The sequence below is a fragment of the Nocardia sp. Tas62D01 genome, from assembly GCF_055232035.1.
In genome coordinates this window covers 5,033,395-5,058,879 of sequence record NZ_JBUYUZ010000001.1, presented here as the reverse complement: position 1 = coordinate 5,058,879, position 25,485 = coordinate 5,033,395, and the positions used below count along the sequence as shown (strand labels likewise).

At 66.8% G+C, this 25,485-nt stretch carries 25 protein-coding genes, 1 tRNA gene and 1 pseudogene; 12 read left to right on the top strand and 15 right to left on the bottom strand.

The annotated features are described in order from the left end of the window. Positions 1 to 160: 160 nt before the first annotated feature. From ACV7NQ_RS23735 to ACV7NQ_RS23720, 4 genes are all read right to left on the bottom strand, one after another. Positions 161 to 1,321, bottom strand: coding sequence for an acyl-CoA dehydrogenase (locus tag ACV7NQ_RS23735; RefSeq protein WP_463361657.1), 1,161 nt, complete (start codon positions 1,319 to 1,321; stop codon positions 161 to 163). 165 nt (positions 1,322 to 1,486) lie between these two features. Continuing rightward, positions 1,487 to 2,152, bottom strand: coding sequence for a TetR/AcrR family transcriptional regulator (locus ACV7NQ_RS23730; protein WP_463361656.1), 666 nt, complete (start codon positions 2,150 to 2,152; stop codon positions 1,487 to 1,489). 4 nt (positions 2,153 to 2,156) lie between these two features. Further along, a complete protein-coding gene (gene purE, locus ACV7NQ_RS23725; protein WP_463361655.1) occupies positions 2,157 to 2,657 on the bottom strand; it encodes a 5-(carboxyamino)imidazole ribonucleotide mutase in 501 nt (166 codons plus the stop codon). A gap of 69 nt (positions 2,658 to 2,726) precedes the next feature. After that, the gene (locus tag ACV7NQ_RS23720; RefSeq protein WP_463365790.1) at positions 2,727 to 3,899 is read right to left on the bottom strand and encodes a 5-(carboxyamino)imidazole ribonucleotide synthase; all 1,173 of its coding nucleotides are present in this window, start codon (positions 3,897 to 3,899) and stop codon (positions 2,727 to 2,729) included. A gap of 165 nt (positions 3,900 to 4,064) precedes the next feature. On the opposite strand from ACV7NQ_RS23720, the gene ACV7NQ_RS23715 reads away from it, so the two are divergent. Continuing rightward, a complete protein-coding gene (locus ACV7NQ_RS23715) occupies positions 4,065 to 4,607 on the top strand; it encodes a GtrA family protein (RefSeq protein ID WP_463361654.1) in 543 nt (180 codons plus the stop codon). A gap of 33 nt (positions 4,608 to 4,640) precedes the next feature. Here the strand turns inward: ACV7NQ_RS23715 and ACV7NQ_RS23710 are convergent, their stop codons facing one another. Genes ACV7NQ_RS23710 through ACV7NQ_RS23700 form a run of 3 tightly spaced genes read right to left on the bottom strand, consistent with a single transcriptional unit; the run spans position 4,641 to position 7,228 of the window. After that, positions 4,641 to 5,948 (bottom strand): sensor histidine kinase, encoded by a 1,308-nt coding sequence (locus ACV7NQ_RS23710; RefSeq protein WP_463361653.1) that lies wholly within the window; start codon positions 5,946 to 5,948, stop codon positions 4,641 to 4,643. A 1-nt stretch (position 5,949) separates the two neighbouring features. Further along, positions 5,950 to 6,627 carry a response regulator transcription factor gene (locus ACV7NQ_RS23705; protein ID WP_357080155.1) on the bottom strand — a complete coding sequence of 226 codons (678 nt, stop codon included), beginning with the start codon at positions 6,625 to 6,627 and terminating at the stop codon, positions 5,950 to 5,952. A 40-nt stretch (positions 6,628 to 6,667) separates the two neighbouring features. Continuing rightward, positions 6,668 to 7,228, bottom strand: coding sequence for a PH domain-containing protein (locus tag ACV7NQ_RS23700; RefSeq protein WP_463361652.1), 561 nt, complete (start codon positions 7,226 to 7,228; stop codon positions 6,668 to 6,670). Between the two features lie 218 nt (positions 7,229 to 7,446). On the opposite strand from ACV7NQ_RS23700, the gene ACV7NQ_RS23695 reads away from it, so the two are divergent. Beyond that, positions 7,447 to 8,400, top strand: coding sequence for an acyl-ACP desaturase (locus tag ACV7NQ_RS23695; RefSeq protein WP_463361651.1), 954 nt, complete (start codon positions 7,447 to 7,449; stop codon positions 8,398 to 8,400). Positions 8,401 to 8,464: 64 nt separating this feature from the next. On the opposite strand, the gene ACV7NQ_RS23690 is transcribed toward ACV7NQ_RS23695, so the two are convergent. Both ACV7NQ_RS23690 and ACV7NQ_RS23685 read right to left on the bottom strand, forming a co-directional pair. Next, complete coding sequence (locus ACV7NQ_RS23690; RefSeq protein WP_463361650.1) at positions 8,465 to 9,262, bottom strand: biotin--[acetyl-CoA-carboxylase] ligase; 798 nt, start codon at positions 9,260 to 9,262, stop codon at positions 8,465 to 8,467. Between the two features lie 75 nt (positions 9,263 to 9,337). After that, positions 9,338 to 9,517: a hypothetical protein gene (locus ACV7NQ_RS23685; protein ID WP_463361649.1), complete on the bottom strand. Its 180-nt coding sequence runs from the start codon at positions 9,515 to 9,517 to the stop codon at positions 9,338 to 9,340. A gap of 236 nt (positions 9,518 to 9,753) precedes the next feature. Between ACV7NQ_RS23685 and ACV7NQ_RS23680 the strand changes: the two genes are divergently transcribed. From ACV7NQ_RS23680 to ACV7NQ_RS23670, 3 genes are all read left to right on the top strand, one after another. Beyond that, positions 9,754 to 11,394: an acyl-CoA carboxylase subunit beta gene (locus ACV7NQ_RS23680; protein ID WP_463361648.1), complete on the top strand. Its 1,641-nt coding sequence runs from the start codon at positions 9,754 to 9,756 to the stop codon at positions 11,392 to 11,394. A 145-nt stretch (positions 11,395 to 11,539) separates the two neighbouring features. Further along, entirely contained in the window at positions 11,540 to 11,872 is a 333-nt protein-coding gene (locus ACV7NQ_RS23675; protein ID WP_463361647.1) for an acyl-CoA carboxylase subunit epsilon, read from the top strand. Between the two features lie 9 nt (positions 11,873 to 11,881). Next, the gene (locus tag ACV7NQ_RS23670) at positions 11,882 to 12,517 is read left to right on the top strand and encodes a Maf family protein (protein ID WP_463361646.1); all 636 of its coding nucleotides are present in this window, start codon (positions 11,882 to 11,884) and stop codon (positions 12,515 to 12,517) included. On the opposite strand, the gene ACV7NQ_RS23665 is transcribed toward ACV7NQ_RS23670, so the two are convergent. After that, on the bottom strand, positions 12,443 to 13,240 hold the full coding sequence (locus ACV7NQ_RS23665; protein WP_463361645.1) for a helix-turn-helix transcriptional regulator: 798 nt from the start codon (positions 13,238 to 13,240) through the stop codon (positions 12,443 to 12,445). The genes ACV7NQ_RS23670 and ACV7NQ_RS23665 overlap by 75 nt on opposite strands. Before the next feature lie 167 nt (positions 13,241 to 13,407). Here ACV7NQ_RS23665 and ACV7NQ_RS23660 point away from each other — a divergent pair, with 167 nt between their 5' ends. From ACV7NQ_RS23660 to ACV7NQ_RS23650, 3 genes are all read left to right on the top strand, one after another. Further along, entirely contained in the window at positions 13,408 to 14,322 is a 915-nt protein-coding gene (locus ACV7NQ_RS23660) for a sulfurtransferase (RefSeq protein ID WP_463361644.1), read from the top strand. Between the two features lie 163 nt (positions 14,323 to 14,485). Next, positions 14,486 to 16,291, top strand: coding sequence for an acetyl/propionyl/methylcrotonyl-CoA carboxylase subunit alpha (locus ACV7NQ_RS23655; protein ID WP_463361643.1), 1,806 nt, complete (start codon positions 14,486 to 14,488; stop codon positions 16,289 to 16,291). A gap of 108 nt (positions 16,292 to 16,399) precedes the next feature. Further along, positions 16,400 to 17,350, top strand: a complete 951-nt coding sequence (locus ACV7NQ_RS23650) for a patatin-like phospholipase family protein (protein WP_463361642.1) — start codon at positions 16,400 to 16,402, stop codon at positions 17,348 to 17,350. Positions 17,351 to 17,659: 309 nt separating this feature from the next. Here the strand turns inward: ACV7NQ_RS23650 and ACV7NQ_RS23645 are convergent, their stop codons facing one another. Both ACV7NQ_RS23645 and ACV7NQ_RS23640 read right to left on the bottom strand, forming a co-directional pair. Next, a complete protein-coding gene (locus ACV7NQ_RS23645) occupies positions 17,660 to 19,690 on the bottom strand; it encodes a serine/threonine-protein kinase (RefSeq protein ID WP_463361641.1) in 2,031 nt (676 codons plus the stop codon). Between the two features lie 170 nt (positions 19,691 to 19,860). Continuing rightward, complete coding sequence (locus ACV7NQ_RS23640) at positions 19,861 to 20,178, bottom strand: protein kinase domain-containing protein (RefSeq protein ID WP_463361640.1); 318 nt, start codon at positions 20,176 to 20,178, stop codon at positions 19,861 to 19,863. Positions 20,179 to 20,265: 87 nt separating this feature from the next. Here ACV7NQ_RS23640 and ACV7NQ_RS23635 point away from each other — a divergent pair, with 87 nt between their 5' ends. Both ACV7NQ_RS23635 and ACV7NQ_RS23630 read left to right on the top strand, forming a co-directional pair. Continuing rightward, a complete protein-coding gene (locus tag ACV7NQ_RS23635; RefSeq protein ID WP_463361639.1) occupies positions 20,266 to 20,676 on the top strand; it encodes a DUF1707 SHOCT-like domain-containing protein in 411 nt (136 codons plus the stop codon). Then, positions 20,676 to 20,965, top strand: a pseudogene (locus ACV7NQ_RS23630) (hypothetical protein). The gene ACV7NQ_RS23635 and the pseudogene ACV7NQ_RS23630 overlap by 1 nt, the downstream one beginning before the upstream one ends. Before the next feature lie 96 nt (positions 20,966 to 21,061). Here the strand turns inward: ACV7NQ_RS23630 and lat are convergent. After that, positions 21,062 to 22,372, bottom strand: a complete 1,311-nt coding sequence (gene lat, locus ACV7NQ_RS23625) for an L-lysine 6-transaminase (RefSeq protein WP_463365789.1) — start codon at positions 22,370 to 22,372, stop codon at positions 21,062 to 21,064. A 105-nt stretch (positions 22,373 to 22,477) separates the two neighbouring features. Then, on the bottom strand, positions 22,478 to 22,930 hold the full coding sequence (locus ACV7NQ_RS23620) for an Lrp/AsnC family transcriptional regulator (protein WP_040732134.1): 453 nt from the start codon (positions 22,928 to 22,930) through the stop codon (positions 22,478 to 22,480). A gap of 109 nt (positions 22,931 to 23,039) precedes the next feature. On the opposite strand from ACV7NQ_RS23620, the gene amaB reads away from it, so the two are divergent. Together amaB and ACV7NQ_RS23610 are read left to right on the top strand one after the other, a co-directional pair. Beyond that, positions 23,040 to 24,569, top strand: coding sequence for an L-piperidine-6-carboxylate dehydrogenase (gene amaB, locus ACV7NQ_RS23615; protein ID WP_463361638.1), 1,530 nt, complete (start codon positions 23,040 to 23,042; stop codon positions 24,567 to 24,569). A gap of 76 nt (positions 24,570 to 24,645) precedes the next feature. Then, positions 24,646 to 24,719: transfer RNA gene (locus tag ACV7NQ_RS23610), tRNA-Met, on the top strand. 160 nt (positions 24,720 to 24,879) lie between these two features. Here the strand turns inward: ACV7NQ_RS23610 and ACV7NQ_RS23605 are convergent. Continuing rightward, positions 24,880 to 25,425, bottom strand: a complete 546-nt coding sequence (locus ACV7NQ_RS23605; RefSeq protein ID WP_463361637.1) for a histidine phosphatase family protein — start codon at positions 25,423 to 25,425, stop codon at positions 24,880 to 24,882. Positions 25,426 to 25,485: the final 60 nt, after the last annotated feature.

The following is a 25,485-nucleotide window of genomic DNA, read 5'->3' as shown; positions in this document are numbered from 1 at the left end:
GACGGCTCGCGTCGTGCCGAGCACTGGCTTCGGTCGTTGCGAGAACTGGCCGGATAGGAACAGTGAGCGTCAGATACGCGCCGCGCGTCGCCGACGCGCCGACGCGCCGCGGCCGGAGCGTGCCGTAGGTCATGCCCGAACATCCCGCCGATCGGCGGAATCAGCCCCTGAGCAGCGCGCGCGACATCACGACGCGCTGAATCTGGTTGGTGCCCTCGTAGATCTGGGTGATCTTCGCGTCGCGCATCATCCGCTCCACCGGGAAGTCGGTGGTGTAGCCGGCGCCGCCGAAGAGCTGGACGGCGTTGGTGGTGACCTCCATGGCCACATCGGAGGCGAAGCACTTGGCGGCGGCGGAGATGAAGCCGAGGTTCTTCTCGCCGCGCTCGGCGCGGGCGGCCGAGGTGTAGACCATGAGGCGGGCGGCCTCGATCTTCATTGCCATGTCGGCGAGCATGAACTGGGTGTTCTGGAAGTCGGCGATCGCGGTGCCGAACTGCTTGCGGTCCTTGGTGTAGGCGATCGCGGCATCCAGCGCGCCCTGCGCGATGCCGACGGCCTGCGCGCCGATGGTCGGGCGGGTGTGGTCGAGGGTCTGCAGTGCGGTCTTGAAGCCGGTGCCCGGCTCGCCGACGATGCGGTCACCCGGCACCCGGCAGTTCTCGAAGTACAGCTCCGCGGTGGGCGAGCCCTTGATGCCGAGCTTGTGCTCCAACGGGCCGACGACGAAGCCCTCGTCGTCCTTGTGCACCAGGAACGCGGAGATGCCGTTGGCGCCCTTGTCGGCGTCGGTCACCGCCATGACGGTGTACCAGGAAGACTTGCCGCCGTTGGTGATCCAACACTTGGAGCCGTTGATGACCCAGTCGTCGCCGTCCTTCTTGGCACGGGTGCGCATGCTGGCGGCGTCGGAACCGGCCTCACGCTCGGACAGCGCGTAGGAGGCCATTTCGCCGTTGACGATGTCCGGCAGCACCTTCTGCTTCAGGTCCTCGGAGCCGTTGAGGATCAGGCCCATGGTGCCGAGCTTGTTGACGGCGGGGATCAGCGAGGAGGAACCGCAGACGCGGGCGACCTCTTCGATCACGATGCAGGTGGCCACCGAGTCCGCGTCCTGGCCGCCGTATGCCTCGGGCACGTGCACCGCGTTGAAGCCCGCGGCGTTCAGCGCGGTGAGCGCCTCTTCGGGAAAGCGGGCGTTGCCGTCGACGTCCTTGGCGTACGGAGCGATTTCCTTCTCCGCCAGCCCGCGGATGGCCGCACGCAGTTCGTCGTGGAAGTCCTCGAGCTGGAACAGGTTGAAATCGGGATTTCCCGCCATGGGGGCACACTCCTGGTCGTCGGTCGTGATCGCTGCGTCCCTCGGGACCGTCAACGCGTCGGCACTCAGTGCCAGCTTCAGGCCGAGTATATGCCCAAAAACCAGATGTCAAGGGCGGTTACTTTCTTGGCACTGAGTGTCAGCATTTGCATACTACGACTCCGCTCACAGGCTGCCGAGCCGACGGGTCACCAGCTCGGCGACCTGTCGCGGTGGCATGTCCCTGGGAAACACCGCGACCACCAATTCGTCGGCGACCGCACCGCGCCCCACACCCCGCGGAATCGCCGCGAGTTCGACGCGTAGATCCGCGGCACCCGCGTCGGATTCGCCGCGCACCATCCGCCGCAGCAGATAGTTGTGCGTCGCCGTCACCGCCGCGGTGAACTGCACCCGCGCCAGATCCGGCACGTCCGGCAGTCGATCTCGCAGATAGTCGGTGAACAGCCGCTCGTACCGGAACACGGTCACGATCTCCCGCTCCCGCAGCGCGGGCACCCGCCGCACCACCCGGTAGCGCCGCTCCGCGATCCCCCGCCACTGCGTGAACCGCTCGAACACCTGCACCACCGCAGCACACACCGCCTCCCACGGATCCCCCTGCGTCGCGGCAAGGAACTCCCCTGCCTGCACCAACTGGAACTCGTGATCGGCGAAGATCACATCCTCCTTCGACCGGAACTGCCGAAAGAACGTCCGCCGGGAAATCCCCGCGGCCTCCGCGATCTCATCGACCGTCGTCGCCTCGTACCCCTGTTCAGCGAACAGCCGCAACGCCTGATCCACCACGGTCAGGCGAAATCGCGCTGTGTCATCAGCATCGTGGGCCACTGGACTAGCCCAGCAGCTTGGCGCGCAGTGCGTTGTCCTTTTCGAGCACCATCCGTTCCAGACCGGCTTGGAACTGTTCCATCCGAGCACGCAGGGCCGGGTCGTGCGCCGCGAGGATGCGGATGGCGAGCAGGCCCGCGTTGCGGGCACCGCCGATGGAGACGGTGGCCACCGGGACGCCCGCAGGCATCTGGACGATGGAGAGCAGGGAGTCCATGCCGTCGAGGTACTTCAAGGGAACGGGAACACCGATGACCGGCAGGGGCGTAGCCGAGGCGACCATGCCGGGCAGGTGGGCCGCGCCGCCCGCGCCGGCGATGATGACCTGGATGCCGCGGCCCGCAGCGTCACGGGCGTAGTCGAGCATGCGCTGCGGGGTGCGATGCGCGGAGACCACGCCGACCTCGAAGCGAATCCCGAACTCCGCCAGCGCTTCCGCGGCGGCCTCCATGGTGGGCCAGTCGGAGTCGCTGCCCATGATCAGGCCAACCTGCGGTTCACTCATGCCTACGCCTCGCTCCGCTCGGCTCCGGCATTCGCGAAGCACGCTGTATCGGTGATTCGCTCGCTGCGCTCACTCATGGGGATCCCATCCGTCGGTCCATACCGCGTGCGACATCCAATGTGCCGCGCGCTCAGCCTTTTCCCGCACCACGGCGACATCGTCGCCGAGCACGTTGATGTGCCCGATCTTGCGGTCCGGGCGTTCGCTCTTGCCGTACATGTGCACCTTCGCGTCGGGCATCCTGGCGAAGAGATGGTGCAGCCGCTCGTCCATCGACATCGCGGGCGCCTCGGGCGCGCCGAGGATGTTCGCCATCACGGTGACCGGGACCAGTGGACTGGTGTCGCCGAGCGGATAGTCCAGCACGGCGCGCAGATGCTGCTCGAATTGACCGGTGCGCGCGCCGTCCATGCCCCAGTGCCCGGAGTTGTGCGGGCGCATGGCCAGTTCGTTCACCAGCAGGGCGCCGTCGTGGGTCTCGAAGAGTTCGACGGCCATGGCGCCGACGACGCCGAGACGGTTCGCCAGGTTCAGCGCCAACCTCTCGGCACGCGCGGCCAACTCTTCGCTGAGATCCGGCGCGGGCGCGATCACCACCGCGCACTGGCCGTTGCGCTGCACTGTCTCCACCACCGGCCAGGTCGCGGCCTGACCGAACGGCGAGCGGGCCACCATCGCAGACAGCTCCCGCTTCAGGTCTACCTTGGCCTCGGCAAGCAGTTGGACGCCGTGCGCGAGCTGGTCGGTCGCGATCGCCTCGGCCTCGGTCGCGGACGCGGGCATCCAGACGCCGCGTCCGTCGTAGCCGCCGCGCACCGCCTTGAGCACGATCGGCCAGCCATGCTCGGCACCGAACGCCACCGCGTCGTCCGCCGCGAGCACCGGCGTGAACGCGGGCACCGGCAGCTCGAGCTCGGAAAGCTTGGTGCGCATGGCGAGCTTGTCCTGCGCGTAGATCAACGCCCGCGGCGGCGGCTGCACGTTCACGCCCTCGGCGACGAGTGCCTCCAGGTGCTCGGTCGGCACGTGTTCGTGGTCGAAGGTCAGCGCGTGCGAGCCGACGGCGGCCATGCGTAGCGCGGTCAGATCGGTGTGGTTGCCGAAAACGACCTCCGGGCTCACCTGCGCGGCCGGATCGTCCGGGCTCTCGGCGAGTACCCGCAACCGCTGGCCCAGCGCGATAGCCGCCTGGTGTGTCATCCGCGCAAGCTGGCCGCCACCGACCATGGTGACGGTCGGCATCGCGGATGCATCGAAGGAACGTGGGCTCACGACTCCGCCTCGCTGTCGCTCGCCTCCGTCATGAGCCGGGGCCGCTGTGTCTATGGTTCGCTCGCTACGCTCCCTCACGTCGTGCAATCTTGTCATGTCGAGACGCAATGACCCCTACCGGTACACTCGGGCCTTGTGTCATTCGTCGACGACGTGGTCAACGTCCTCCCTCAACCGCTGCGGGAGATCGCGTACCGCCACCATGAGCTGATCAAATTCGCCATCGTCGGCGCCACCACTTTCATCGTCGACAGCGGCATTTTCTATGGCCTGAAGTGGTCGGTCCTCGACACCAAGCCGGTCACCGCGAAGATCATCTCCGGGGTCGTCGCCGTGATCGCCTCCTACATCCTCAACCGCGAATGGTCGTTCAAGAATCGCGGCGGCCGCGAGCGCCACCACGAGGCGCTGTTGTTCTTCGGGGTCAGCGGTGTCGGAGTGGTGCTCGCCTTCCTGCCGCTGTGGGTGTCGAGTTATGTCTTCGATCTGCGCCAGCCCAATGTGAGCTTCACTGTCGAGAACATCGCGGACTTCATCAGCGCCTTCATCATCGGCAACTTGCTGCAGATGGCGTTCCGGTTCTGGGCCATGCGCCGCTGGGTGTTCCCCGACGAAATGACCGAGATCGTCGAGGAATTCGAGGATCTGCTCGGCGAAGGGCAGCTCGGCCACAGCTAGTTCGGCGCGGTTCACGTCAGCGCGGTTGGTAGGTCAGCGCGGCTCGGTCGCACCGTTCGACGACCGCGGCGACGCCGACGCCCCGAGGAACACCGCGAACAGCGCGGGCCTGCGCCGCTGCAGTTCCAGGCGCCCACCATCCGCCTCGATCAACGCCCGGGCCAGCGCCAATCCGACGCCGGTCGATCCGCCCGCGGAGAATCCGCGATCGAAGATGTGCGGCGCGAGTTCGTCGCGCACCCCCTCACCCTCGTCGGCGACCTCCACGCAGACCAGCGGCTCGCGGTCGCGTCCGGGGCGCACCGTGCGCACCGACACCGTGCAGGTGCCGTCGCCGTGCATGAGAGCATTGTCGACCAGCACCGCGACCGCCTCGCGCAGCCGCGAGCCGGTGATCGGCGCGCGCAGCGACTCGTCACCGAGCAGCGTCAATGTCCGGCCTGCTTCGGTGAACGGATGCGTCCATTCGGCGACGACACCGCGCAGCTCTTCCATCACCGGCACCGGATCGCGGTCGGCCGCGTCCTCGTCGCGGGACGCCCGCACCAGGTCATCGATCGCCTCCGTCAGCCGGTCGACCTGAGCCATCGCCTCCTCGGCCTCGTGCACGACATCTGGGTCGGTGTGCGCGGACAACTCGTCCAATCGCAGCCGCACCGCGGTCAATCGACTGCGCAGCTGATGCGACACGTCCGCAACCAGCGCGTGCTCGCGTTGCAGGCGCCCGGAGATCTCGACGGTGGCCGAGTCGAGCACATCGGAGACCCGGTCCAGTTCGGAGATGCCGTGCCGGCGCGGGTCAGGCCGGAAATCGCCCATCGCGAATCGCGCGGCGCGAGCCGCCACATCGCGCAACGGATCGGCAACCCGGCGGGCAGTAACCATCGCGACCGCCACCGCCGCACCGAGCGAGGCGAGCACCGCGAACGCCACCACCGCGACGGCCTGGCGCTGCATGGCGTGCATCGGCCCCGACGGCACCTCGAGTCGCAACGAGCCGTCGGTGCCCATCGACAGCGACTCCACGAGCGGGTCGGATACCGTGGCCACGCCGATGTCCAGGCGTGACGCGTTGTCCTGCGGCGCCGGATAGACGATGGTCAGCTTGCCGTCATCGGGGACAAGCGGCCGCACCGAGCGGGTGTCGAGCGCGCCGAGCACCATTCCGTCACCGTGTTCTTGGGCGACGATCTCGACCGCGATCCGATCCAGCCTGCCGCGCAGGTCGTTGCGGGTGATGTCCTCGATCCACAGCCACGCGGTGTAAACGAGCGGGACGCCGAGCGCCACCGTGGTGATGGTCAGCACGGTGAGCATGGACCGCAGAATTCTGCGCCGCATGTCAGTCGGTGTTCAGTCGGAAGCCGACCCCGCGGACGGTGACGATGCGCCGTTCGGCCATCGGGCCCTCGTCCCCGATCTTGCGGCGCAGCCACGACATATGCATGTCCAGGGTCTTGGAGCCACGCAGTTCGGCGTCGCCCCACACCTCGCGCAGGATGGTCTCGCGCGGCACCACCTGACCCGCGCGATCGATCAACACCTTGAGCAGTTCGTATTCCTTGTTGGCCAAACCGATCTCTACGCCGTTCACCAGCACCCGACGCGCGGCGGGCTCCAATCGGATGCCGCCGACCTCGACGGTGTCGTCACCGATTCCGCTGCGCCGCAACAGGGCTCGCACCCGGGCCAGCAGTTCGGCCAGCCGGAACGGCTTGCCGACATAGTCGTCTGCGCCCGCGTCCAGCCCGACCACGAAATCCACCTCGTCGGTGCGCGCGGTGAGCATCAGCACGGCCAGATCGGCGCCGCGGGCGCGCACCTGCCGACACACCTCCAGCCCGTCCATGCCGGGCAGGCCCAGATCGAGGATGAGCAGATCGTGGTTGCCCTCGAGCGCACGTTTCAGCACCGCGGGCCCGAACCGCTCGACCGTGACCGAATAGCCCTCGCGCCCAAGGGCGCGGGACAGCGGTGCGGCGATGGCCTCGTCGTCTTCGGCCAGGAGTACGGCGGTCATGACCCCAGATTACGGATCGGCACGGCCATTGCCGGGCACCTCATCGGTGGTCGCCGCCGGGTGTCCTGTAGCGACCGCGATCGTCCCAGCGTTGCTCCCCGTTGCCGTGGGACTCCTCGAAGACCTGGCGATACAACAGCGCATGGACCTGCTGCACCTGCGGGATGTCGTCATATTCGAGCGGTTCCTCCGAGGACGAACCGATGATCAGGGTGCCGGTGCCGAGCAGCCGGTCGAACAGGCCGTGCCGGAACTGCACGCTCGAGATGCGGCTCATCGGGATGTCGATGCCGGTGTGTGTAATGACGCCTTGACGGATGAGCACCCGCCGGTCGGTCACAATGAAATGCGTAGATTTCCAACTGATAACCGGTGCGACACAACGCCATCCGAGGATGCCGAGCCAGACGACGAGGATGACGCCCAGCAGCATCGACCGAGTATTCCCCTCGGCGTTCCGCCAGGCAAGCCCCCCGAGGAAACCAGCGAGTGCGGTAGCGACGATGAGCGTCACGACCGGCCAGAACAGCATTTTCCAATGCGGATGTCGATGGAGTATCAACTGCTCGTCCGGCGCGAGCACCTCCTCCGGATAACCCATGCCGGAACCCTACCGCGTTAAGATGGCAGAATCCTGGACACCGGGGCGCGGCTTGCTGCACAATCGTCACTTCGCGCGTCACCTCGCGTAGCCGCTTTCGCGCACGAGATTCTCCCGCTCGCTGTAGTTCTGTCCGCTCGACCTAGCTCTGAACGCTCTACCTGCGGAAAAGCCAAGTCCTGCTAGACAAAACGACGATTATGACTGTGGAGGCGTGAGTGACGAAGAATCTGACCCAGCTCGAAATCCTCACCGAACTCGAGCCGGTGGCCGAACAGAACCTGAACCGCCACCTGACGATGGCGAAGGACTGGCGCCCGCACGACTTCGTCCCGTGGGACGAGGGCCGCAACTTCGCGGCGATGGGCGGGGTGGATTGGGCCCCGGAGCAGTCGGCGCTGAACGAGGTCGCCAAGGCCGCGATGATCACCAACCTGCTCACCGAGGACAACCTGCCCTCCTACCACCGGGAGATCTCCGAGAACTTCTCCTCCGACGGCGCCTGGGGCACCTGGGTGGGTCGCTGGACGGCCGAGGAGAACCGGCACGGCATCGTGATGCGCGACTATCTGATGGTCACCCGCGGTGTGGACCCGGTCGCCCTCGAAGAGGCGCGCATGATCCACATGACCAGGGGCGCGCACTCGCCCGACTACTGGGGTGGCGTCCTGGTTAATGTCGCATATGTGACCTTCCAGGAACTGGCCACCCGGGTCAGCCACCGCAACACCGGCCGGGTCTGCAACGACCCGATCGCCGATCGCATGCTGCAGCGGATCGCGGCCGACGAGAACCTGCACATGATCTTCTACCGCAACCTGTGTAGTGCGGGCCTGGACCTGGTCCCCGATCAGGCCATGGAGATGATCACCATGATCGTGACCAATTTCGTCATGCCCGGCTACGGCATGCCGAATTTTCGCCGCAACGGCGCCATGATGGCCAAGCATGGCATCTACGACCTGCGCCAGCATCTCGAGGAAGTGGTGCAGCCGGTGCTTACGCAGTGGAACATCTTCGAGCGCAACGACTTCGGCCCCCGCGGCGAGGCCGCGAGGGAACGGCTCGGGCTGTTCCTGGAGAAGCTGGCCGGCGACGTGCTCAAGTTCGAGGAGCAGCGCGATCGCATGTTCGCGCGGGAAGCCGCACGGGGCATCGTGCAGCCGGTCTGAGTCATCGCGTCGGCGAAAGCCGGGGTTCCAGCAATGGGTCCCGGCTTTTCACCGCTCGGAGGGTTCAGTATTCGGCGCGCAGGTGGGTGACGTCGGCCGCGGAGATCGCCTGGTCACCGATCAGCAAGCGTCCGGCGGCATCGATGTCGATGGCTGTGCCGGTCAGCGTCCGGCCACCCGGCAGCTCGGCCCGCACCGGCGCACCGATCGTCGAGCACCGCTTGCGGTAGGCGACGATCAGATCGGTCGTCACCCAGTGCGCGTCGCGCCAGGCGGTGAAGCGGCGGGCGAATTCGGTCAGCAGCGACAGCACCAGCTCAGTTCGGTCGGTAACCGCGGCGCCTGCCAGTGTCAGCGAAGTGGCATGCGGCACCGGCAGTTCCGCTTCGCCGAGGCTCACGTTCAGGCCGACCCCGATCACGATGGTGGGCCCGCCGCCCGCGGCGACCTCGGCCAGGATGCCCGCGACTTTGCGGCCATCGATCAGCACGTCGTTGGGCCACTTGAGATTCGCATCCACACCCGCGCCGGCGCGCAGTGCGTCCACCACCGCGACGCCGGTGAGTAGTGGCAGCCACCCGAGCGTCGCCGGATCGATGCCGGGCAATCGGACCAGCAACGACATCGAGAGCTGCGCCCGCGGCGGGCTCACCCAGGTTCGGGAATGCCTGCCGCGTCCGTGCTCCTGTGCTTCCGCCAGCAACACGCTGCGATCGGCGTCCGGTGCACCGGCCCGCGCGATCAGATCCGCGTTGGTGGACCCGGTCGATTCCACCACATCGATGCGGGAGAAGAACGACAGGTGGGGTGACTCGATGAGACTGCGCCGCAACTGCTCTGCATCCAACGGTGGCCTCTGCACACCGGGCAGGTTACTCGGTGCCCGTCGACCTACCGTGGTAGGTCGACGCGCGCCGTAGCTCGAACCGAGCGATCGCTAGCCGACGAGGTCGAACTCGCGTACCGGTGCCCATATGACGCCGTTGTCCGCGCCATCGGAATCACCCTCGCCTACCTCGGCCCAGAATTCCGGATCGACGACGACAGTCTGCTCGGTGTGCCGCCTGGTCGACGCCGCGGTGGCATATTCGGCGACGGTTCTACCCCATTCCCACATTGCCTTGCTCCTCCCCTGAGCTGAAAAGCGGCCGCCTTCACGTTATCTGGGGGCTATCCGAGGCACCAATGATTTTCTCGCGCAGAGCCCGTGCGGACCGTTGCGATCATTGCGGTAATCGACCAGGAACTTTCTGTGCGATGTCACAGCACAACGTGATCTAGCTGCGGTTTTCTACTCGTCGGTAGCGGGTCTCGGTTCGTATAAGGCACTGGCACTCGTTACACTCCGGAGCCATGACGAGTGTCCAGCAGCAGCCCGTGCCGGATTCGGCGGGCGCCCCCGATATCCACACCACCGCCGGGAAGCTGGCTGACCTGCGGAATCGGCTGGAAGAAGCACAGCACCCGATGGGTGAGGCCGCGGTCGACAAGGTGCACGCGAAGGGCAAGATGACCGCCCGCGAGCGCATCCTCGCACTGCTGGACGAGGGCTCTTTCGTGGAGCTCGACGCACTGGCCCGCCATCGCAGCGTCAACTTCGGTCTGGAGAACAACCGCCCGCTCGGTGACGGCGTCGTCACCGGCTACGGCACCATCGACGGCCGCGACATCTGCATCTTCAGCCAGGACGTCACCGTGTTCGGCGGCAGCCTCGGCGAGGTCTACGGCGAAAAGATCGTTAAGGTCATGGACCTGGCGCTCAAGACCGGCCGCCCGCTGGTCGGCATCAACGAGGGCGCGGGCGCGCGCATCCAGGAGGGCGTCGTCTCCCTCGGCCTCTACGGCGAGATCTTCCACCGCAACATCCAGGCCTCCGGCGTGATCCCGCAGATCTCGCTGATCATGGGCCCGGCCGCCGGTGGCCACGTGTACTCCCCCGCGCTCACCGACTTCGTGGTGATGGTCGACGGCACCAGCCAGATGTTCGTCACCGGTCCGGACGTCATCAAGACGGTCACCGGCGAGGACGTCACCATGGAGGACCTCGGCGGCGCGCATACGCACATGACGAAATCCGGTGTGGCGCACTACGTTGCCTCCGGCGAGCAGGACGCCCTCGACTATGTCAAGGAACTGCTCTCCTACCTGCCGAGCAACAACCGCGCCGAGGCGCCGCGCCTGGCGCCCACCGACCCGATCGACGGCGCCATCGAGGACTCGCTCACCGACGAGGACCTCGAGCTGGACACCATCATCCCGGACTCGCCGAACCAGCCCTACGACATGCACGAGGTGATCCGTCGGCTGCTCGATGACGACGAGTTCCTCGAGGTGCAGGCCGAGCGCGCGATGAACATCATCTGCGGCTTCGGCCGCGTCGACGGCCGCAGCGTCGGCATCGTCGCCAACCAGCCCACGCAGTTCGCGGGCTGCCTGGACATCGACGCCTCGGAGAAGGCCGCGCGCTTCGTGCGCACCTGCGACGCCTTCAACATCCCGATCATCACCCTGGTGGACGTGCCCGGCTTCCTGCCAGGCACCGGCCAGGAATACAACGGCATCATCCGGCGCGGTGCGAAGCTGCTCTACGCCTACGGTGAGGCCACTGTGGGCAAGATCACCATCATCACTCGCAAGGCCTACGGCGGCGCCTACGACGTCATGGGTTCCAAGCATATGGGCGCCGATGTGAACCTGGCCTGGCCGACCGCCCAGATCGCCGTGATGGGCGCCTCCGGCGCCGTCGGCTTCGTCTACCGCAAGCAGCTGCAAGAGGCCGCGAAGAGCGGCAATGACGTCGACGCACTGCGGCTCGAGCTGCAGAACGAATACGAGGACACCTTGGTGAACCCCTACATCGCCGCCGAGCGCGGCTACGTGGACGCGGTCATCCCACCCTCGCACACGCGCGGTCAGATCGTTTCGGCGCTGCGGCTGTTGGAGCGCAAGATGGTGACCCTGCCGCCGAAGAAACACGGCAACATCCCGCTGTGATGGAGCGATAAACCTTGGTGATCCGAGCACACTGGTTGTCATGACGCAACGAGTGGAGCATGAGAATCCAGCGGGATCATCGCTTCATCCGTTAGACATCGAGTTTGGGACACGCCCGATCGAGATAGAGAAAGGATCTGGCACTGTGACGACCGTGGCAGAAGACGATGTGTTGACCGCCGTCGAAATGGATCTGGCAGTCGACCCGATCACGGACGAGGTCGAGGTGGCCGTAGATATGGTCGTCGCGGCTGCTGCCAAGGCGGGCGAACAGCCGTTCATCCGAGTCATCAAGGGCTCGCCGAGCGACGAGGATGTCGCGGCGCTGGTGTGTGTGCTGACGGCAGCCGCGAACAGCGGCGCCGCCTCCGGTCCGACCGGTCCGGTCGACACCTGGGGCCGTCCGACCCTGATGCACCGCGGCACCTCGCCGTTCTCGCCATACGCCTTTCCCCAGCTGTCGCACCTGCGCGACTGACAACCGCTGGTGACTCGTCTGGTTCTCGCGTCGGCGTCGCCCGCCCGCCGCGAGGTGCTCCGTTCGGCGGGTATCGACCCCGTCGTGCGGGTGTCGGATGTGGACGAGGACGCCGTCGCCGCGGCGCTGCCGGACGGCACGCTGCCGCAGGTTGTGGTGGTCGAACTGGCCAGGGCCAAGGCCCGGTCGGTGGCCGCCGAGCTACCTGAGCTAGCCGCCGATTGTGTTGTGGTGGGCTGTGATTCGATGCTATTGGTCGACGGCGAGCTACAGGGCAAGCCGCATACGCCCGACGTCGCGAGGGCCCGCTGGGCCGCGATGGGCGGGCGCAGTGCGGATCTGATCACCGGACATTGCGTGCTGCGGATGCGGGACGGGGCGGTCACCGCCGAGGCGGTCGACTGCAGTTCCACCACAGTGCATTTCGCCAAACCCGAGCCCGAAGAACTGGACGCCTACATCGCCACCGGCGAGCCACTGCAGGTCGCGGGCGCGTTCACGCTCGACGGTATGGGTGGCTGGTTCGTCGATCGCATCGAGGGCGATCCGTCCAGCGTGATCGGGATCGGCCTACCACTGCTGCGCCGACTGCTTGGCGACGTTGGGATCGGCGTTGCGCAGTTGTGGGGCCACTCGACCGGCTGACGGCGCGATCCTCGGCTCTTCGGCGCCCACCGGCACCACCGCCGCATCCCGGCTGCTGTCGGGTTCCCGTCGCATCTCCTGCTCGCGCCGCGCCGCCATGAGCTCCAGGCGGACCACACAGAGTTCCGGCTCGACGAAAGGGTGCAGTCGGACACGCACCTGGCCGCGCGAACCGGCACGGTCGAGCACCTCTTTGATCAGCCCGAGATGAACGCCGCATACCACTTCGGAGTGGGTGCGCGCGAGTTCGCGCAGCGGGCAGGCCGTCAAGCGAATCAGTGCCTGCTCATCGGTTTCGGCCGGATCACGCTCGGGCGCGAAGCCGAGCTCCGAGAGCAGCGTCATCGCGATGTCCTCGGCGTCCTCCAGCGTTTCGATCTCCTGGTCGCCTACGTCGAGCCTGGCGCCCCAGGAGCGACCCGCGGCGATGGCCGCCTCCGAGCGTCGTCTCGGATCGGGGCCGAGCTGCTCGGCGAGCACCTGCGCGAGCTCCTGGTAGCCGACCGATCGCTGCACCGCGCTGTATCCGATGCGTGGGCGTCCACGACCGCGCGGCGGCTGCTGGAATTGGCGCACCAGAGATTCCTTGGTGAGTACATCCAGATGGAACCGCACCGTGGTGACGTGCTGTCCGGTGATTCTGGCCAGTTCCTGGGCGTCGAGAGGCTCGCTGGCGCCACGTAGGATCGCGAGCAGTCGCCGCCGCGGCCAAGAATCGGACATAGCTCACCCCTCCTCCTGGGAGACTTTATCGGATGTGGGTGCGATTTATTCGCCCATTCAGCCGATTCGTGATCTGAAACGAGAGTCACTATTGCCGCACACATACCATCGCTGTGAGACCCGAACCGCTGTAACCACCGTCTACCACGCGTGAAGGAACCCACACCGTGCCCGTCGCTCCGGACCCTCATCCCTCGTTCGGTTCCTTCGCACATCCTCACCGACTAGTAACCACAGAGTGGCTGTCGGCAAACATAGGCACGCCGGGACTCAAGGTCGTCGAGTCCAACGAGGACATACTGCTCTATGACATCGGACACGTTCCCGGCGCCACCAAGATCGACTGGCGCGGCGACCTGAACGATCCGTTCACGCGTGACTATATCGACGGCGCCCGTTTTACCGAGCTTATGCGCGCCAAGGGAATCGAGCGCGACGACACGGTGGTGATCTATGGAGACCGGGGCAATGCGCAGGCCGCGCACACGCTGTGGCTGTTCACGCTCTTCGGGCACGAGGACGTGCGGCTGTTGGACGGCGGCCGCGACACGTGGATCTCCGAGAAGCGCGACACGACCTTCAACCTGCCGTATCTCACCGGAAGCCAGTACCCGACCGTGCGCCGCGACGACAGCACCGCACGCGCGTTCCGAGAGGACGTACTCGGTCGCCTCGGCAGGCCGCTGATCGACGTGCGCTCGCCCGAGGAGTACTCCGGCGAGCTGATCCAGCCGCCGATCAATCCCGAGGACGCCGCGCTGCGCGGCGGGCACATCCCCACCGCTGTGAACATCCCGTGGACCGATGCCTTCAATACCGACGGCCGATTCCGGTCCCGTGCCGAACTCGACGAGGTCTACGGCGCCCAGGGCACGGAGGACGACCTGGTGGTTTACAGCAGGGTCGGGGAACGCTCCAGCCACACCTGGTTCGCGCTGACCTTCCTGCTCGGCTTCGGCACGGTGCGCAACTACGACGGTTCCTGGACCGAATGGGGCAACTCGGTGCGCATGCCGATTGCCAAGGGCACTGAACCCGGCGAGGCGGCTGCGGGTTCCGCGCGCCGGACCCGTAGCAGGTAGAAGTCATAGCCATACATCACACGCCGTGTTCTGGTGTGATCCGCGACCTACTGTTCAGTAGGGCTATCCGAGTTCGGCGCCTGTTGGCAGACTGCCTACACTCGCCCGAGACGTAAGCTTGTCGACCACGGGGCGACCAAAAAGATTGCACACAGGAGGCTCAGTGCCCAGTCATGCCAGCGCGCGGATAACGAAGGTACTCGTAGCTAACCGCGGCGAGATCGCCGTGCGCGTGATCCGGGCGGCCAAGGATGCCGGAATCGGCAGCGTCGCGGTGTACGCGGAGCCGGACGCCGATGCCCCATTCGTGAAGCTCGCCGACGAGGCGTTCGCCCTCGGCGGCCAGACCTCCGCCGAGTCGTACCTCGTGTTCGACAAAATTCTCGACGCCGCCGCCAAATCCGGTGCGGACGCCATCCACCCCGGCTACGGATTCCTCTCCGAGAACGCCAATTTCGCCCAGGCCGTCATCGACGCCGGGCTGATCTGGATCGGCCCGTCGCCGCAATCCATCCGCGACCTCGGCGACAAGGTCACCGCCCGGCACATCGCCGAGCGCGCGAAGGCGCCGATGGCCGCGGGCACCAAGGACCCGGTCAAAAACGCCGAAGAGATCGTCGAGTTCGCCAAGACGTACGGCGTGCCGGTCGCCATCAAGGCCGCCTTCGGTGGCGGTGGCCGCGGGATGAAGGTCGCGTACTCCATCGAAGAGATCCCCGAGCTGTTCGCGTCGGCCACCCGCGAGGCGGTCGCCGCGTTCGGTCGCGGCGAGTGCTTCGTCGAGCAGTACCTGGACAAGGCCCGCCACGTCGAGGCTCAGGTCATCGCCGACCAGCACGGCAACGTCGTCGTCGCCGGTACCCGTGACTGCTCGCTGCAGCGTCGCTTCCAGAAGCTGGTCGAGGAGGCCCCTGCGCCGTTCCTCACCGACGATCAGCGCGCGCGCATCCACGCGTCCGCCAAGGCCATCTGCAAGGAAGCCGGCTACTACGGCGCGGGCACGGTGGAGTACCTGATACAGGGCGACACCGTGTCGTTCCTCGAGGTGAACACCCGCCTGCAGGTCGAGCACCCGGTCACCGAGGAGACCGCGGGCATCGACCTGGTGCGTCAGCAGTTCCGCATCGCCAATGGCGAGGAGCTCGAGATCAAGGAGGATCCCACCCCGCGTGGCCACTCCTTCGAGTTCCGCATCAACGGTGAGGATGCGGGTCGTGGCTTCCTGCCCGCGCCCGGTCCGGTCTCGGTGTACAAGGAGCCGAGCGGCCCCGGTGTGCGTGTGGATTCCGGCGTGGTCGAAGGCACCGTGATCGGCGGACAGTTCGACTCGATGCTGGCCAAGCTGATCGTCACCGGCGAGAACCGCACCCAGGCGCTGGAGCGCGCCCGTCGCGCACTGGCCGAGTTCCACGTCGACGGTCTGGCCACTGTCATCCCGTTCCACCGCGCAATCGTCGAGGATCCGGCGTTCATCGGTGACGGCGAGAAGTTCGACGTCTACACCAAGTGGATCGAAACCGAGTGGGTCAACACGGTCGAGCCGTTCACCCCGGGTGGCGCGGCCGCCGACGAGGACGAGGAACTGCCCCGGCAGAAGGTCGTCGTCGAGGTCGGTGGGCGTCGCGTCGAGGTGTCGCTGCCCGGTCAGTTCAGCCTCGGTGGCGGTGCGGCGGGCGCCGCGAGCAATGGCGCCGGTGTGATCCGCAAGAAGCCCAAGCCGCGCAAGCGAGCCGGCGCCGGCGCCGGTACGGCCTCCGGTGACGCGGTTACCGCGCCTATGCAGGGCACCGTCGTCAAGGTCGCCGTCGAAGAGGGCCAGTCCGTCGAGGCGGGCGACCTGATCGTGGTGCTCGAGGCCATGAAGATGGAGAACCCAGTCAACGCGCACAAGGCGGGCGTGGTCACCGGTCTTTCGGTCGAGGCGGGCGCCGCGATCACCCAGGGCACGGTTCTCGCCGAGATCAAGTAAACGGCTGCGCACAGGTAATGCTGTGCCCCGTTAACTGCGCATGAGCACCCCGCCGGAGCGGGCGTTGGACACGTACGTCCGCGCCCGCTCTGTCGTATCGTGGATCGGGTGACCAGTTCGCCCGTTGCACCCACCGTCGCGGAGGTCATCCGCGGCCGCCGTGAGTCGTCGAGCCGCACCGATGGATATAGCCTCGCCCTGGTCATCGAGGGCGGCGGCAGTCGCGGCGTCTACTCCAGCGGCATGGTGCAGGCCCTCGAGGAACTCGGCCTCGCCTCGATCTTCGACGCCGTCTACGGCACCTCGGCGGGCGCGATCAACGGCGCCTGGCTGCTGTGCGGCCGCGCGGGCTCCGGCATGCGCTCCTGGACCGATCCGACCATCATGCGTCGGGCTGTCGATCCGGCTCGGCTGCTGCGCGGACGTCCCGCCTTCGACCTGAACTACCTCGTGTACCACGTGTACGACGGCATCGAGCCGATGGACTTCCCGGCAATCCTGGCCAACCCCACCACTTTTCACCCCATCGGCACCGATATCCGCACCGGCCGCTCCGTCGACCTGAACCGCCACATCGTCGACAAACCCACCCTGATGACGGCACTGCGCGCCTCCGCGGGCCTGCCCATCCTGGCCGGACCTCCCGTCCCGCTCGGTGACTCCCACTACCTCGACGGCGGCCTCTCCGAAACCGTCCCCATTCGCACCGCGGTACGCGCGGGCGCCACACACGCCCTCGTCCTGCGCACCCGCCGCACCGACGAACAGCGCCCACCCGCCTCCCGCCTGCACCAGGTCGTCGGCGGCGGCTACCTACGCGTCCGCGCCCCCGGCGCCTACCGCGCCTGGCTGGAACGCCCGCACCAACAATCCAAAGAAGACCGCTTCCTCGCCGACCTAGGCACCACAGTCCTCCAAATCCACCCCCCAATCGGCTCCCCCGACATCGACAGCGCCGCCCGCGACACCGCCCTCTTGGCCCAAGCCCTCGACATCGGCCGCCGAGCGGTCCACACCAACCTGTCAGCCGCCCTCACCGTCGGCAGCGAAACCGCCTGACACGGCGCTGCTTTGCCACATGTCCGCCCGGGTGCGTCGCTAGCCGACGCCTGGCGCGGTCTCAGTATGAACGGGACATCGGTCCTGCCCTGCGACGTGCCGGAGAGGTCAAACGTGCTGACGAATCAGCCTTGACGCGGCCGGAAGCACGGGTCGGCGTCGGAGAGCGGGCGACACGAGGTCACCCCGCAGATCACGACGGCCCGGCAACGAGACATCGCGGCGGCAAGCCATAGGCATCATGCAGCTCACGTCGTCAGCGCAGTGGTCGGCCGGTGGCGCCGTGATGCGAAATCTCGCAGGCTCAGGCTAATTCAATCGCATTGTTACGCCCTGGGAGAGCGGGAAGTCGTGTAGTTCGAGGTGGCTCGGGGTGGCGTCGGCGGGGACGTCGAAGACCAGTTGGGTTGTTGCGGACTGGCCGGGGCGCAGGTCGAAGGAGTAGTCGTGGCGCTGCTGGGTGGTCTGCCACATGGTCGCGGCGGGGTCGTGGTTGATCTGGCGGCCCTGGGTGTCGACGAGGCGCTGGCCGAACGGGAGAAAGCGCTTCGGCTGGTCGGAGATGTTGTGTATCTCGACGGTGACGATCACGAACGAGCCGCGGGCAGACTGGAATCCGACGCGGGAAACCCCGAAATCGGTATTGGTCACTACGAATTCGAACTTTCCGTCACGCGCCGGGGTCTGCGCAGGCGCAGGCGCATCGGGTTCCGGCGGCGGCGCGGGGTGCTCCTGGGCCATCGCGCTCGGCCGTGGCGCAGCTGATCCACCGCCCGAGTCGCCCACTCGACTGCCCGAGGCCAGCAGGGCGACGCAACCCGCGGCAAGCACGAACGGCGTCAGGAACATCACGACGAGGGCACCGATCACCTTGGTGAGCACGCCAACCGAACGTCGGCGGCCGCGATGAAGGGGCCTCGCGGGCGCCGGTGGAGCGATCCATGGACGTCCCCGCGATACCGACCAGCGCAGCGGCGCCACCGACGCACTACGCGGCCGCTTCGGATTCGATTGGTAAGCAAGCCGTTTCGCCGGAGCCAACGGCGAACCGGGCCGCTGGCCCACCAAACCCGGCGTAAACCGCGAATTCGGCTGCGGGCCGGCACCTCTGACCGCCGCCTGCGGCAACAACGGCGGAGCGAGTCGCGTCACAACCAGAGTCGGCGTCGGCCCCGGCTCGGACATCACCTTCGTCGGGACATAGGGTTTCGGCGCCTGCGCTGACGCTGAACCGGCGGAGATCGACCTCGGCGACGGATCCGATTCAGACATCATCTTGGTCGGTGAAGTAGCTTGCCGCGGCGGGGACCCCAGCGGAGTCGATGAGGGTTCGTCCGGCGCGCCCGACGTTGGTCGTGCCCCAGTGCCCGCCTTGGCCGGAACACTGGATTGCGGCGATTGGGACGCCAGCGGCGTCGATGACTCTTGCCCGGTCACAACCAAAGTGGGCGTCGGACCTGGCTCCGGCATGACCTTCGTCGGAGGTTTCGGAGTCCCTTGCAGCGGCGGCGCGGGCGGGCGCGGTGGATGCCCCAAGCCCACGGCTGCCCGTGCTGCGGCGGCGAATTCGTAGGCGCTCGGGTAGCGCCGGGACTGGTCCTTCGCCATGCCGCAGGCGATGACAGCGTCCAATTCCGCTGGTACCGCCGGGTTCACCGAGGCCGCGCATGGCGGCGAGGCAATCAAGTGGTCATGCATCTGGCGGGGTGGGTCGGTGTCGCCGTAGGGGCGGCGGCCGGTGAGGCATTCGTAGAGGACGCAGGCCAGCGAGTAGATGTCGGAGCGGGCGTCGACCGTGCCGTTGAACCGTTCCGGCGCCATATACGGCCAGCTACCGATCGCCATGCCGGTTGCGGTGACGGCGGTCTGGCCGATGCCCTTGGCGATCCCGAAGTCGATCAAATACGCATGCCCGCCACTGCCGACCAGGATGTTGGACGGCTTGACGTCGCGATGAATCAGCCCGGCCCGATGCGCGGCATCCAGTCCCGAGGCCACCTGCCCGACGAAATCGACGGCCGCCGCCGGCGTCAATCTGCCGCCCCGACTCAGCATTTCGGCCAAGTCGATGCCGTCGATGTAGTCCATGGCGATGAACAGTTTCCCCCGCTGCTCACCGAAGCCGTGGATGCGCACGATATGCGGATTCCGCAGGGCCGATCCCAGCCTGGCCTCCCGCTCGAACCGCCGCCGATACTCCCCATCCGCGGCGAGGTTCTCCGACAACACCTTCAGCGCGACCGTGCGCCCACTACCGGTGTCGCGCGCGAGCCACACCTCACCCATCCCGCCCCGACCGAGCAACCGGTCGAGCCGGTACTTCCCGTACTGTTCCCCCATCACTGACCTCCCGGTGGCCGCGCCGTTGCGGGTGGGGCGACAACCCGGTGACCCCGAATTGCCCGAACCTGCTCCGACCCTAACCCCGCCGACCACACCCGAACAGTGTGACGTCCCCTACGTAGTACTACCTCCCCGTCTCCGAAAATCCGGCCGCCCCCGAGCCAGTTTCATCCAATGCTGGCCAACTGACGTATCGGAGACAACCCGCCAATCCTCTTGCCCCGACCGAGCATCGCCGTCGCCCGGTCCACGCACCCACTCGACGAGCGATACCTGTCGACGGCCCGTGGTGGATCGACCATCAGATGCGCGCGCAACTGCTGTGCGGAATCGATGTCCCCGAAAGGTCGATGCCCGGTGAGGCATTCGTACAGCACGCAGGCCAGCGAATACTGGTCGGCGCGGCCGTCGGCCGTGCCGCTGAATCGCTCCGGCGCCATGTAGGCGAGGGTGCCGACAACATTGGTCCGGAATTCGATGTCCACGCCGCCACCAGCTGACCGAAATCGTCGCCCGCGCCGTACCGCGAGACGACCGAATAGTGATCGACAACTGCCGCTAGCCTTGCTGGTATGAGTGACGTGCCTGAGATCCGCATCGGCACTGCGGAGCGCGAGCAAGCGATGCAACGGTTGTCCGATCATTTTGCTGCCGGGCGGCTCAGCGTCGCCGAGTTCGACGAGCGCAGCGCTGTCGTCGCGGCCGCAATGACCCGCGGCGATCTGGACAAGGTGTTCATCGATCTGCCCGAGCCGGTCGTGGTTGCCGCCGCCGTGCCCGCCAAACGCGAGAGCGGGTTCCTGGCCGAGTGGCCGGAGCGGGTGATGGCGGTGATCCCGATCGTCGCTGTCATCCTGTTCTTCACCACCGGCAGTTGGCTGTGGTTCCTGGCCATTCCGCTGATGGGCGCGCTGCTGTTCGGTAATCGTCACGAGCGACACCGGGACCGCCACCGGGACCATCGCAGGGAGACCAAGGACTGATGGAACCGGTCGAAATCAACGCGGGCACCTGGTACCTGCGCGCCCTACGCGCCGACGACCGCCCCGCCCTGGCCGAAGGCGGCATCACCGACCCGCCTACGTCACCCAACGCACCACCCAGTGGGACAACGAAACCCACTACTCCTGGGCAGTCTGCGAACCGACCACCGCCGAACTGGTCGCCGAAATCGGCGTAACCCCCACCCCCAACGACACCGCCGACGTAACCGGCTGGGCCCGATCGGTTCACGCGCTGTACCAGACCATTTGGGTGGTGAAGACGAGATGACATGGGTGCGAAGCCGAGGGCGGGCCGCGCGAATTCCCGGCAGTCCGCGCCGGATCAGCCCAAGCCGATCCAGCGATCCGGACATTCGTAACGACGTCACTCCAGGCTGGTCAGCACCCGATCCAAAGCGTCGACCGCCGAATCCAACTCGGCATCGGTGACGGTGAGCGGCGGCCGGAAGCGGATGCCCTGCTCGCCGGTGCCGAGGATGAGCATGTGCTCGCGTTCGCGTAGCGCGGTCAGCACCTCGTCCCGTAATCGCGTCGAGGACACCGTGACCGCGCACATGAGGCCGCGTCCACGTGGTTCGGTGATGCTCGGATGCGCCGCCGCGAGTCCTTCGAGACCCCGAAGCAGATGCTCGCCGAGCGGCCGGGACCGCGCGATCAACTCGTCATCCTCGAGCACCTCGAGGATGCGCCGGGAGCGCACCATGTCGGTGAGGTTGCCGCCCCAGGTGGAATTGAGCCGGGAGCTGACGATGAACACATTGTCGGGCACTTCGTCGATGCGCCCGCCCGCCATCACGCCGCACACCTGGGTCTTCTTCCCGAACGCGACCACATCCGGCTCGAGGCCGAGTTGCTGGTAGGCCCAAGTGGTTCCGGTCATGCCGACACCGGTCTGCACCTCGTCGAGCACGAACAGTGCGTCGTTTTCGTGACACAGCGCCTGCATGGCCTGGAGGAATTCCGGGCGCAGATGCCGGTCGCCGCCCTCGCCCTGAATCGGCTCGGCGATGAAACATGCGATGTCGTGCGGGTTTTCGGCAAAGGCCCGACGTGCCTGTGCCAGCGCGTGCGCTTCGGCCGCGGCGATGTCGACGCCGTCGGCAAGGAAGGGCGCGTCGATGCGCGGCCAGTCGAACTTCGGGAACCGGGCGACCTTCACCGGATCGGTATTGGTGAGCGACATGGTGTAGCCGGTGCGACCGTGGAACGCTCCGGTCAGGTGCAGCACCTTGGTGCCGAGTTCCGGTGCGCGCCCGTGGGATTCGTTGTGCCTGCTCTTCCAGTCGAACGCGGCCTTGAGCGCGTTCTCCACCGCGAGCCCGCCACCGTCGATGAAGAACAGGTGCGGTAGCCGCGGGTCGCCGAGCACGCGCGCGAAAGTCGCTACGAACCGGGCCATTTCGACGGTGTAGATGTCGGAGTTGCTCGGTTTGTTGAGTGCGGCGGCGGCGAGTTCGGCGCGGAAGACCTCGTCGTCGGCTAGCACGGGATGGTTCATGCCCAGCGCGTTCGACGCGAAGAAGCCGAACATATCCAGGTAGGAGCTGCCGTCTCGTTCGTCGACGATCCGGCAGCCACGCGAATTACGGAGGTCGAGCACCAAGTCGAAGCCGTCGGCCAGGATGTGCGCCGACAGGATCTCGTGCACCCGGGTTGCGGGAGTGACCGGTGCCATGTCAACGTCCGTGCGGGTGTAGTCCAGTTCGAGGGTCACACCGGTCAGCGTACGGAAATATTTACGGAATCTCTACAACTTGTCGGATTAATTACGGCCAAATCGTTATCTGTCGTAGAATGTCTGCAGGATGATGGTGCTTCGAGTCCTGACGTTGGCGGTCGCCCTGATCTCCTGCAGCAGCTGCTCGAGGTGCCGCGGCGAAGCCACCCGCACCAGCAACACGTAGCTCTCGTCGCCCGCTACCGAGTGGCATGCCTCGATTCCCGGGATATGTTGCAGCACGGCGGGCGCGTCATCGGGTTGCGACGGGTCGAGAGGAGTGATCGCGACGAATGCCGACAACAGTTGGCCGAGTGCCTCGGGGTCGACGTGTGCCGTGTAGCCCCGGATCACCCCGCGCGCCTCTAATCGGCGCACCCGCGATTGCACTGCGGAGACCGATAGGCTCGCCTTCTCCGCCAGGTTCGACAGGGTCGCACGACCGTCGGCCATCAGTTCACGAATCAGCAGGCGATCGATGTCGTCGAGTGCGGGTCTTGCCGGTGTATCCGCCATCAGCGAAGGCTAACCCAGCTAGCGCGACTCGTGGCGGAAACCTGGACTCGTTCACTCCCCGTAACAGCACAGCGTTGTGCGACGGCCCAAAGCTATAGCGGAGCAACCGATGACACACACCCTTGACCAGCACCTCACCAACGACCTGTCCACGCGTGCGGCGCAACTGCTGCGCGGGCTCGGCACCGAGCCGCCCGCGGCAGGCGCGTTGCCCGCGCGCACACCTATTACCGGTGGTCAGCTCGTGACATTGCGCGCCGACTCCCTCGACGCGGTTGATGCCGCGATAGGCAGGGCCGCCGAGGCATTCCGTAGCTGGCGCACCATGCCCGCACCCGTCCGGGCCGCGGTGGTGCGACGATTGGCCGAATTGCTCACTGTGCACAAGTCCGAACTCGGCGAACTGGTCACTCTGGAGGCGGGGAAGATCGGCGCCGAGGCCGTGGGCGAGGTGCAGGAGATGATCGACATCTGCGAGTTCGCGATCGGGTTGTCTCGGCAGCTGTATGGCATGACCATGCCGTCGGAGCGGCCCGGGCATCGCCTGATGGAGACCTGGCATCCGCTGGGCGTGGTCGGCGTGATCTCGGCGTTCAACTTCCCGGTCGCGGTGTGGGCGTGGAATACCGCTGTCGCGCTGGTCTGCGGGGACACGGTGGTGTGGAAGCCGTCGGAGACGACGCCGCTGACCGCATTGGCCTGCCACACCCTCCTGCGTCGCGCGGCCGCCGATGTGGGCGCGGATCCCGAAGTGCACCAACTGATTCAGGGCGACGCCGAGGTCGGTTCCCGGCTGGTGGACGACGAGCGGGTAGCGCTGGTGAGCGCCACCGGCTCGGTGCGGATGGGCCGGACCGTCGCGCCGCGCGTGGCCGCCAGGTTCGGCCGCTGCCTGCTGGAGCTCGGCGGCAACAACGGTGCGATCGTCACCCCGTCGGCCGATCTGGAGTTGGCCGCTCGCGGCATCGTGTTCGCGGCGGCGGGCACGGCCGGGCAGCGCTGCACGACGCTACGGCGACTGATCGCGCACACCGATATCGTCGACCCACTGCTCGAACGGATCGCTGGCGCGTATGAGCAACTGCGCGTTGGCAATCCGCTCGATGAGGGCGTCCTCGTCGGCCCACTGATCGACGGCCGCGCCTACCAGGGCATGCGCGCCGCACTGGAGCAAGCGCTCGCCGATGGCGGCGAGTTGATCTGCGGCGGTGAACGAGTCGACGGCTTCGGCGACGACGCGTACTACGTGCGCCCCGCGATCGTCCGAATGCCCGCACAGACCGAGGTGGTACGGGAGGAGACCTTCGCGCCGATCCTCTACGTGCTCACCTACGACGACTTCGATACCGCAATCGCCCTGCACAATGCGGTGCCACAAGGACTTTCGTCGGCAGTGTTCACCTCCGATCAACGCGAAGCCGAACGCTTCCTCGCCGCCGACGGCTCCGACTGCGGCATCGCCAATGTCAATATCGGCACCTCGGGCGCCGAAATCGGCGGCGCGTTCGGCGGTGAGAAGCAAACCGGCGGCGGCCGCGAATCCGGCTCGGACTCCTGGAAGGCCTACATGCGACGAGCCACCAACACCATCAACTACTCCGACCAACTCCCCCTCGCCCAAGGCATCCAATTCGGCTGAGCCACTTACCGATTCAGCCTTTCGCTAGCCCGTCCGCCGAGCTCCGCAGACCGACGTGTACCATTAGTTGTACCGACGCGGGGTGGAGCAGCTCGGTAGCTCGCTGGGCTCATAACCCAGAGGTCGCAGGTTCAAATCCTGTCCCCGCTACTACGGGAGACGGCCCGGAACCATAGTTCCGGGCCGCGTTGACGACGTGGCCGCGACCGATCATGCCGGGGACTACGGTGCGCATGCCGTTGATGAGGCCCCAGACATTGATGTCCATGGTGGCAGGGCCGACGGCGTCGGTTCGTCGAGGAGAGCACTGTCACGCCGTGAAGTGCAACGTCCATTCGCCGCGGTAGTGCAGCCGGGTGACGCTGCCCGGCGGAATGTCGATCCGCCAGAACGATTTCGGCGGCGCGTCCAGCGCGACGAGCAGCGCCGCTCGGATCACCGCGGGATGGGTGATCGCGATGGTGGACATGCCCTCGGAGGCGATCTCGGCCATCCAGTACCTGGTCCGTTCGACCACGTCCACCACGGACTCGCCACCGTGACCGCGGAATTGCGGGTCGGTCAGCCAGGCGTATAGCTCGTCCTGCGGCACCGACATCAGTTCGCCGCCGCGCCACGCCCCTGCGTCGAGGTCGCGTAGGCGGGTGTCCTCGTCGCCGGGCAGCCCCATCAGGGCGGCGGTTTCCACAGCCCGGCGTTCGGGGCCGGTGAGGACTCGGGCGGCGGTCAGCAGCCCACACGCGGCGATAGCCCTGCGGCCCGCCTCGGTCAGCGACTCGTCGACTGGAAAACGTGCCTTTCGCATCGCCTCGGTCATGCCATGGCTGACCAGGTCGAGTCTGAGCACCTTTTGCACGGATGGAAGCGTACGGCGCGGCGATAGTAGCCGTTATTCGATTGCTCTGCCTTCGCTCGG

What these genes read in the sequence shown, in the direction of transcription:
- ACV7NQ_RS23735 (WP_463361657.1), bottom strand. Translation starts at nt 1,321, where the DNA reads ATGGCGGGAAATCCCGATTTCAACCTGTTCCAGCTCGAGGACTTCCAC.
- ACV7NQ_RS23645 (WP_463361641.1), bottom strand. Translation starts at nt 19,690, where the DNA reads ATGGGGGAACAGTACGGGAAGTACCGGCTCGACCGGTTGCTCGGTCGG.
- ACV7NQ_RS23705 (WP_357080155.1), bottom strand. Translation starts at nt 6,627, where the DNA reads ATGACCGCCGTACTCCTGGCCGAAGACGACGAGGCCATCGCCGCACCG.
- amaB (WP_463361638.1), top strand. Translation starts at nt 23,040, where the DNA reads ATGACACACACCCTTGACCAGCACCTCACCAACGACCTGTCCACGCGT.
- purE (WP_463361655.1), bottom strand. Translation starts at nt 2,657, where the DNA reads ATGAGTGAACCGCAGGTTGGCCTGATCATGGGCAGCGACTCCGACTGG.
- ACV7NQ_RS23635 (WP_463361639.1), top strand. Translation starts at nt 20,266, where the DNA reads ATGAGTGACGTGCCTGAGATCCGCATCGGCACTGCGGAGCGCGAGCAA.
- ACV7NQ_RS23685 (WP_463361649.1), bottom strand. Translation starts at nt 9,517, where the DNA reads ATGTGGGAATGGGGTAGAACCGTCGCCGAATATGCCACCGCGGCGTCG.
- ACV7NQ_RS23710 (WP_463361653.1), bottom strand. Translation starts at nt 5,948, where the DNA reads ATGCGGCGCAGAATTCTGCGGTCCATGCTCACCGTGCTGACCATCACC.
- lat (WP_463365789.1), bottom strand. Translation starts at nt 22,372, where the DNA reads ATGGCACCGGTCACTCCCGCAACCCGGGTGCACGAGATCCTGTCGGCG.
- ACV7NQ_RS23720 (WP_463365790.1), bottom strand. Translation starts at nt 3,899, where the DNA reads ATGCCGACCGTCACCATGGTCGGTGGCGGCCAGCTTGCGCGGATGACA.
- ACV7NQ_RS23700 (WP_463361652.1), bottom strand. Translation starts at nt 7,228, where the DNA reads ATGGGTTATCCGGAGGAGGTGCTCGCGCCGGACGAGCAGTTGATACTC.
- ACV7NQ_RS23680 (WP_463361648.1), top strand. Translation starts at nt 9,754, where the DNA reads ATGACGAGTGTCCAGCAGCAGCCCGTGCCGGATTCGGCGGGCGCCCCC.
- ACV7NQ_RS23665 (WP_463361645.1), bottom strand. Translation starts at nt 13,240, where the DNA reads ATGTCCGATTCTTGGCCGCGGCGGCGACTGCTCGCGATCCTACGTGGC.
- ACV7NQ_RS23620 (WP_040732134.1), bottom strand. Translation starts at nt 22,930, where the DNA reads ATGGCGGATACACCGGCAAGACCCGCACTCGACGACATCGATCGCCTG.